This is a genomic window from Streptomyces sp. NPDC127084, assembly GCF_042724175.1.
Taxonomy (GTDB): Bacteria; Actinomycetota; Actinomycetes; order Streptomycetales; family Streptomycetaceae; genus Streptomyces.
Window position 1 is genome coordinate 13798 of the sequence record NZ_JBHXFA010000129.1, and the last position, 7683, is coordinate 21480.

At 67.8% G+C, this 7683-nt stretch carries 8 protein-coding genes and 1 pseudogene; 5 read left to right on the forward strand and 4 right to left on the reverse strand.

The features are described from left to right. The first annotated feature begins 665 nt into the window (after window positions 1-665). Both pcp and ACFWI9_RS25675 read left to right on the forward strand, forming a co-directional pair. Window positions 666-1334 (forward strand): pyroglutamyl-peptidase I, encoded by a 669-nt coding sequence (gene pcp, locus ACFWI9_RS25670; RefSeq protein ID WP_387165405.1) that lies wholly within the window; start codon window positions 666-668, stop codon window positions 1332-1334. 394 nt (window positions 1335-1728) lie between these two features. Next, window positions 1729-1914 carry a hypothetical protein gene (locus ACFWI9_RS25675; RefSeq protein WP_387165406.1) on the forward strand — a complete coding sequence of 62 codons (186 nt, stop codon included), beginning with the start codon at window positions 1729-1731 and terminating at the stop codon, window positions 1912-1914. Window positions 1915-2590: 676 nt separating this feature from the next. Here ACFWI9_RS25675 and ACFWI9_RS25680 read toward each other — a convergent pair. Then, complete coding sequence (locus ACFWI9_RS25680) at window positions 2591-2977, reverse strand: hypothetical protein (protein ID WP_387165407.1); 387 nt, start codon at window positions 2975-2977, stop codon at window positions 2591-2593. Window positions 2978-3411: 434 nt separating this feature from the next. On the opposite strand from ACFWI9_RS25680, the gene ACFWI9_RS25685 reads away from it, so the two are divergent. Together ACFWI9_RS25685 and ACFWI9_RS25690 are read left to right on the forward strand one after the other, a co-directional pair. Further along, complete coding sequence (locus ACFWI9_RS25685) at window positions 3412-4032, forward strand: DUF998 domain-containing protein (protein WP_387165408.1); 621 nt, start codon at window positions 3412-3414, stop codon at window positions 4030-4032. A 197-nt stretch (window positions 4033-4229) separates the two neighbouring features. After that, entirely contained in the window at window positions 4230-4484 is a 255-nt protein-coding gene (locus ACFWI9_RS25690; protein ID WP_387165409.1) for a hypothetical protein, read from the forward strand. Between the two features lie 404 nt (window positions 4485-4888). On the opposite strand, the pseudogene ACFWI9_RS25695 reads toward ACFWI9_RS25690, so the two are convergent. The 3 genes and pseudogenes from ACFWI9_RS25695 to ACFWI9_RS25705 all read right to left on the reverse strand — a co-directional run bounded on the left by ACFWI9_RS25695 (window position 4889) and on the right by ACFWI9_RS25705 (window position 6479). Beyond that, window positions 4889-5100 (reverse strand): annotated as a pseudogene (locus tag ACFWI9_RS25695) (DUF4287 domain-containing protein). Window positions 5101-5447: 347 nt separating this feature from the next. After that, window positions 5448-6056 (reverse strand): ester cyclase, encoded by a 609-nt coding sequence (locus ACFWI9_RS25700; RefSeq protein WP_387165410.1) that lies wholly within the window; start codon window positions 6054-6056, stop codon window positions 5448-5450. Between the two features lie 48 nt (window positions 6057-6104). Next, a complete protein-coding gene (locus ACFWI9_RS25705; protein ID WP_387165411.1) occupies window positions 6105-6479 on the reverse strand; it encodes a DoxX family protein in 375 nt (124 codons plus the stop codon). Window positions 6480-6594: 115 nt separating this feature from the next. Between ACFWI9_RS25705 and ACFWI9_RS25710 the strand changes: the two genes are divergently transcribed. Further along, complete coding sequence (locus ACFWI9_RS25710; protein ID WP_387165412.1) at window positions 6595-7077, forward strand: MarR family winged helix-turn-helix transcriptional regulator; 483 nt, start codon at window positions 6595-6597, stop codon at window positions 7075-7077. Window positions 7078-7683: the final 606 nt, after the last annotated feature.

Here is a 7683-nt window from a genome sequence, read left to right on the forward strand (position 1 = left end):
GGGGGGCGGTGGCTATTACACCGCCCTTGCCGCCCGCACCGGCGCGGGGTGGGGCGCCTGCAACCACCGGGTCCGAACTCCGGGCAGCCACCCACCGACACCCGGCCCCTGTACGGGCGGGAGCGTCCCGGCTTCGTCGCGCCGCGTTGGGGTCCAACCGAAGATGACGGGGGAGAGCGCGCAGCGCCATCCCCCGTCCCAGCACAAGCAGGGCAGGCATTGGCGAGCACCGTATCGACATATCCGATCGACACCCTGATCGTGATGCACGAGTGCGCAGCGACCTGCCCCCTCTCGCCGTACCGCACCGCGTGAACGACAGCGCGTCCGTGCCCCGGGACGAGATCGCAGTGGACCGACGCCGTCGGCGAACGACCACCCTCGCCGATAGACGGTGCGGCAGCCGGAGCCTCCGGGCGCCGAAGCCGCCTGCGCCTCCCTGCGGTGTGCTAGCCCGCCCTCGGAGGCCGCGTAGATGCCCGTAGGACCAGTACCGCCGGGCCGCTTACTGGCGCCGTCGTGGCTGACCTACCAGGCCAGCGCTTCCGGGTCGGCGGCCCGTTGTCCGGCCGACGGGTGGGTAGGCGTCACAGTTGTGACCGTCTTACGCTGGGAACGCCGGTTCTGAGTCACCTGCCGCCGAGGGAGAGAAGGAGGCGGGATCAGTGACGCAAGTACTCGTGGCCGGTTTCGAGCGGTACGGCACGACGCCGGTCAACCCCGCTCAAGGCGTCGCCGAGGTCCTCGACGGCACGGAGATCGACGGTGCTGAGATCACGGGGCTGGTGGCGCCGAGCAGGTGGTTCGACTGCATCGACGTCGTGTCCGAGGCGATCGACCGGACCACTCCGCAAATCGTCGTGATGCTGGGCGAGTACGGCGGGCGGTCGATGATCACCGTAGAGCGCGTCGCTCAGAACTTCAACGATTCCGCCCGCTACCAGGTAGCTGACAACTGCGGTCGGATACTGGAGGACGAGCTCACCGATCCCGACGGTCCCGTGGCGTACTGGTCGACCCTCCCTCTGCGCGCGATGGTCCTGGCGATGCGCGAGGCCGGTGTCCCCGCCGACATCTCCGACGCGCCGGGGACACTGATGTGCAACCACCTCATGTACGGCGTGCTCCGACACATCAAGGCGCGTGGCCTGCCACAGCGCGCCGGATGGATCCATCTGCCCCATCTCCCGGAGGTCGCCGCCCTGGAGGACAACCTGGGGGCACCGAGCATGTCGCTGGCCACGTCGACCACCGGGGTCCGTGTCGCCGTCTCCGCGGCGCTGCAGCACCCGCAGGACATCCGCGCCCACGTCCGCTCGCGCCTACAGATCTGAGGAGCAAATCGCCCCGGCGCTCAAACCGCCCTTGCCATCCGCTGGAGCGCCTTCATGGCAGCCGCCGGCCCGGTACGGGCTGCCGCTGTGCCCGGACTGCACGGTGCCCCGCAACGCCACCCACTGTCGAGCGGACTGGCTGACAAGCCCGGCAGCCCGACGCCGGTGAGGCCGTCAGTGCTCGAGATGCTGCCCAGATCCGCTCGGGGCCCCGCTGTTCACCCTGGAACTCCAGCGGCGCTTCACTGCCGCGGGCTCGGCCGTACGGGCCCTGGCCGCACCCAGGCTGGTCCGCCACCAACCTTCAGAAGAACGACGCCAGCTTCCTGCGCCTGGGAAATTGGCTCATCGCCCAGGGCACCCAGGCCGGCGCACTGCCCACCCTCTACACACCGTGCAGGACCTGCCGGGCGCGAGCTTCACCGTCCCCGAGGGCATGTTCGAGGAACGCAGCGCCCCCTCGCCGGCCGCTCCCGCGCCGCCGACACGACCGCCGCCCGCCGCCCGCCGCCTGTGGACCCTCTCCGAGGAACGCACCGGCACCGCCTTCGCCCGCGCGGACGACGTGCCCCGGCCCTGACGTCGGGGGTCCAGGCAAGGGCCACGTCGACAACCGCGCGTCAGCCTGGGCAACCAAGGCCGTACCAGGCAACTCCACCGACACCCAGGCCGCTCGGCGGCGTGAACCTGATCGGCATGGCCGACCCTAGTGTCCTGAGGCGGAAATCCGTCTTTGGTCTGGGACGACCAGCACATCGGCGCCAGGGACGCGCCTTTCGCACGCGGCGCCCCCACCAACTGCCTCCTCAGCCCCGCCCCCGTCACCGGCTGCAACAACTGACAGACACCCAAGCACCATGTCCTGTCCTGACCGCACCGGCGTGAGCCACGGCACGTGCGCCAGACGCGCTCCGCTCGCGGTCCACACGACTCGGGGCCGTCGCCCGCACCTCCGCCGACGGCGGGCACCGCTCGCCATCCAGTCCGGCAGCGCACACCGGCCGCGACGAGGGCCACGACCGGGAACCGGTGAAAGACCGGACCGGGAACCGAAGAACGACGACGGCCCCGCAGACTTCCGCCGCCTCGGCGGAACAAGGGAAAGGCACGGCGGGATGCGCGGCGGGACCGCTGCCACCGCCGTGCCCCAGGACAGAGCCGGGGAAAAGACCGTCCGCGTTCTCACCCGACGAGAAGACCAGCGAGCGCCCCGAGAAGCCAGGGATACGCAGAAGTCCGGGTACGCCGAGGTGCGTTCACACGGTCGGCGATCGTCGTGCCGGTCGCGGCAGGCCCCGGACAGAGATGATCAGAATCAGCACGTTGAGGACGCTCCCCACGGCGATGCTGGTCTGCGCGGCGCGGGTGAACGCGTCGTCGGCAGCGGTCATGATCTTGTCCTGTTGCGCGGCGGAGGCGCTGGGAATGGAGCGCCCCGGGCCGATCTCCTCGATGTAGGCATGGGGATCGGCCCGGGTGGTGATCCGCTGGGTGACCGCGGCGCGCTGCTGATCGTCGGGCAGCGCGGTGGTGAGGGAACTGTCCAGCGTGTGGGCGAGAGTGGCGGCCAGAACAGCGCCGAAGACCGCGTAGCCGGCGGTGGAACCGAGGGCACGCTGAGTGCTGAGGATTCCGGAGGACATACCCGCCCGGCTCTCGGGGACGCGCGAAGGGCTGCGGCCCCTGCGCGACCCGGCGCGGCGAGCCGAACGACGACGCCGCGGGCCGTCCGATACGGGTCGTGGCCGCAGGGGGCTACTTGGATTCGACTCGTCCTACCGGGTCGGTGCCGGTCGTCAGTGCCTCGCAGGCGGTCTGCCACGTGGGGGCGCCGGGGTGGAGCTGGGTGTGGAGGTATGCCGCGGTGAGCCGGGCGAGGGCGTCCACTACGCCATGCTCGGCATCGCCCGGATGCACAACCTCGCCCTCGCCGGATAGGCGGCGGGCCGAACAGCAGCCCGCCACGCCCGAGGCGACTCAAAGATCCTTTATGGGACAACACTTGGGCCAGAATCTGCGCATGAAGGACTGTCAACTGGTTGTGTTCCATCGAGAAGTAGTAGGCGGCACTGCCTGGATGGCTGTCGTGCAGATCATGGTGGTGGACCTCATCGTTGCCTCACGATGGCCTGCCTATAACTTCCATCGATATATCATCTCGGATCTAGGAATCACACAGTGCGCAAGCATTGATGGTTTGTGGACCTGCTCCCCATGGCACCTGGCGAGCGACATTTCGTGGATCGTGGCAGGTCTGTGCACCATTCTTGGCGCATGGTGCAGTGCTCCCTATTGGGCAGCCAGCCGTACGAGGAATCTTGGCTTGAGCGCCCTCGCAGTAAGCGGTGCAGCATTCATTTCCACGGCCCTCAATCCGGAGAATCTCCGCAAAGTCCCTCATCTCGCGTCGGCCGGAATCACGATCATTTTTGCATCGATGGGAGTGCTTTTGCTCGGCTGGGCGACATACGCTGCGGGAAGGCGGAGGTGGGGAGTCGCAGGGATCTTCTGTGGATTTGCCGGACTCACAGCCGAGGCATTCGTCATTCTCAACAAACCTGAGCGGTTGCAGGGGGCTGTGGAGCGCCTCGCCGTCTGGCCGCAATTGCTGTGGATTGTCATTACGGGAGCTCTCATCACCCGTACAGCCTGGCGCAGGCACGTCGCTTGCCGGCGTCCCCCGCGCACCGGGCTATGAGAACCGCCGACCCACCGAGGCTCTCAGGGCGAGGTCGGTGTGAGGGGCCTGCGCCTCTGCCTGGATGGAGAGCGCACTCACCGACCCGAACAGCGGTAGGCGCTGGATCGTCTACGACGAAGCCTGGCGCCTGATGTGCCACGTCGGCCTGCTGCAGCGCATCCAGGCCCATAAGCTCAGGCTGGTGCTCGTAGGACGTGCCGTCCGGCAGGATCGTCGGCCTTCTCGAATTCAGCCTCGTTCTGACTCCTGCGGACATCGCGCGCTACCAGGACGCGGGCATGCGGCTCACCGAGACAACCGACTGCCGCTTCGGCCCCACACTGGCTGACGTGCCAGCCGGCATCGTCGGCCGCTGGGCACCAAGCGGCTCGGTCGTCGAACACCTCGGCACCGAGCACTGCCGACTCACCCTCGACGCCAGGCATGCCACCGACTTGCCTACCGATTGACCGTCATCGCGGACCGGGCCAGGGATGACCGTTGCGAAATCCGGGACTGCCCGACGGATCTGACGTATCGTTCCGGGTTTGCGCCACCCAAGACGTCGGTGCTCGCGCCGCACCCACTCCAGTCCGCGCTCGTCCACGTCAACACCCTGCCGGTGCAGCAGGTCCCGGCCGAACCGGCGCCGGCATCGAGGCTCTCGACGAGGACCGACGCGGCTGACAGACCTGTTCTGGTAGAACGTCGACCCGTACGGCACCTTCCGACTCGAAATGAGCAAGCGGCACGATCTTGGGTCCTCGGTCGCCATGCGCCATTTCCGGGCGACCGGGGACCGGACAAGCACCGCGACCTCCGCGGTTGATCACGCGAGAGGCCGCGGTCTCCCCTGTTCGAGGTCAGGCGCCGTTCACTTTCCGCTGCCTTCGGCAAGGGTGTGCGCGACGAGCGCGTTGGCGTGGCCGTGGCCCAGGCCGTGCTCGGTCTTGAGCCAGGAGACGAGGTCTATGTGCTTGGTCAGGGTGAGGAGCGGACCAGGTCCTTCCACTCGCTGATCGGGCGGCCGTACTTCTTCTCGATCGAGGGGAAGTAGCCGGCGGGGCCCTTCACTGGTTCGGTCATGCTGCTGAGTCCTGTCCGTTCGTGTTTGATGATCTTGGATCGTCGCCTTGCCGGGGGAAGGGTGGGAGTGGCTACCGCTGCGCCGGGGACGCCGCGGCCATCAGCCGGGTGGTGGCCACAGTGAGCCACAGGCGGTCCGTGTCCGGCAGGACAGACGACGGCGACCTGTACCGACTCGCCGCACTCGAGGTGCAGGCCACTGGTGGGGGCCCTCCGCGTCTGCCGGGGACAGGAGACCGTGGCCGCGTCGGGGAAGCAGTTCGCCGGTCGCCGCGCCCGGGTGGTGGCGATGGCGCACGCGCCTGCGCGTGGCCCGGCGGTTGCCGCATCGTCGGGCCATGCACGGGTCAGGCGAGGCCGATCTGCCGGTAGAAGGTCAGGTTGTCCCAGAAGAGGAACTCTTCCTCCATCACTGCGTGCTTGTTCCAGATGCCGACCGTGGCCATGTTGATGGAGAACTTCTTGCCCGTCGGCTGGATGAAGCCGCCCTTGCCGTCCGGCATGGGACGTGTGAAGGTGCCCTGCATGACGCCGGTCACCGAGGTCAGGTTGTCCTTGGCGATGCGGATCGGGTGCTCGGTAATGCGCGTGTCCGGGGCCCAGACGAATTGGCTCTTCATATCGGCGATGTGCCGGTCGATGCCGTCCGTGTAGTGGCCGTCAGGCCAGTGGACACGGATGTTCTGTGCGTGGCTCTCGCCGATCCTGTCCCACTGCTGCCCGGAGTAGATGGCGAAGTCCAGCTCATCGAAGACCTCAAGGTGCTTGCGCTCCGTACGAGTCAGGTTGGCCGGCCAAAGGGACTCGGCCTCCGGCGTGGAGGCTGGGTCGCCGAGCATTTCCCGGGTGCCGGTGGCGGCGGCTGCCAGGTCGGTTCCGCTGGCTACGGCGGTGATGGCGAGGGCGCCCAGGGCAGCGGCGCCTCCGCCTCGGAGGACGTTGCGGCGGTCGATCATGTCGATTCCTTGTCTACGTGATCAGGCTGGGGGAAGAGGTGGTGCGCCTCAGAAGGCGTGGGGGCCGAAGCGGCCCCAGGCGACGACTGCGGCGAGGGCCAGGAGGACCAGGTTGAGGGCGATCATCTGGTTCTCCTTGCGACGGGCATGGGTGGCCGCGGCGCCGAGCATGGTGGCCGCCAGGCCCAGGGCGGCCCAGGGCGCCAGGCCCGGTGCGATGTTCACCGCGGCGGGCAGCACGAGGCCGACGGCACCGAGGACCTCGACCGCGCCGATCGCCTTGATCGCGCCGGCGGGGATGTCTTCGGCCCAGGCCATGCCGGAGGCGGCCAGCTTCTCCCGTGCCTGGCTGATCTTCATCAGTCCGGCCACAAGGAACAGGAGCGCTAGGACGCTGGCAGTGATCCACAAAGCGGTGTTCATCAGGGGGTTCCTCATGCATTGACTTGAAGGTTCAAGTTGACGCTAGTCCGATTAACTTGAAGCGTCAAGTGAAGTGGATTGGATTTGACTTGAAGAATCAAGTTAAGATGAGGTCATGGACACCCGTGATCCCCGCTGGCTTAACGCCGACGAGAAGCAGACCTGGCTCTCCCTGACCGCCATGGTGATCAACCTGTCGAACGCGCTGGACATCCAGCTGCAGCGCGACGCCCGGATCAGCCACTTCGAGTACCAGGTCCTCGCCACCCTGTCCGAGGCCGCCGAACGCACCATGCGCATGAGCGACCTGGCGGTCCTCACCAACGGCTCCCTCTCCCGCCTGTCCCACGTGGTCAAGCGCCTGGAGATGCAGGACTGGGTGCGCCGTACTCCGGACCCGGACAACGGCCGCTACACCCTGGCCATCCTCACCGAAACAGGCTGGGAAAAGATCGTCGCCACCGCCCCGGGCCACGTCGAGGAAGTCCGCCGCCTCGTCTTCGACCCGCTCACCCAGGCCCAGCAGCGCACCCTGCGCGCCATCAGCCACCGCGTCAACCAGGCCATCGTCCCCACCGACACCTGCCGCCTGGACTGACGACGCCCCTGCCCCGCAGACGGCACACCGTGTCCTCGATATTCGATCCCACCGTTCCCGCCCGTGCCATCAACCCCATGCGTTGAAGAGCACTCCGCCCAACGTGGTGATCTCGTAGAAGCGAACCTGACGCCACTCACCCTGGGGAAGAACTGAAGTGCCCACGTCGGAGAGAGCCTGCCCCGGCCAAGCAGAGTGATCAGTGCGTCCCCGTGATAAGCACGCGGTCGGCCGGGACAGGGCGGGCTGGGCGACTGAGCGGCCGTTACTCACGCTTCTGCCGAGGAACCGGTCGTACCGTGGGCGGGAAATCCGGCCGCCGCTCCCCCTCCGCGTGGGTGCACGCGGAGGGCCGTCCGACTGTCATCCTGCGATCTCCCGCTCCCTTCAGGAGTGAGCCGAGAGCGCGGGGACGCTTCACGAACCGGAGCCATCGATGCCGGAAAGCGGCACGACCACACAAGAACACTCCTCGCGAGGAAGCAAGGTAACGCGAGGGCATGACGAGCCAGAGCGCGGTGTCGTGGCTGCGCGGCGGGTGGGGTTCCTGGTGACGCTGGTGCTGGGCGGGCTGACCGCGCTGCCGCCGCTGTCCATGGACATGTA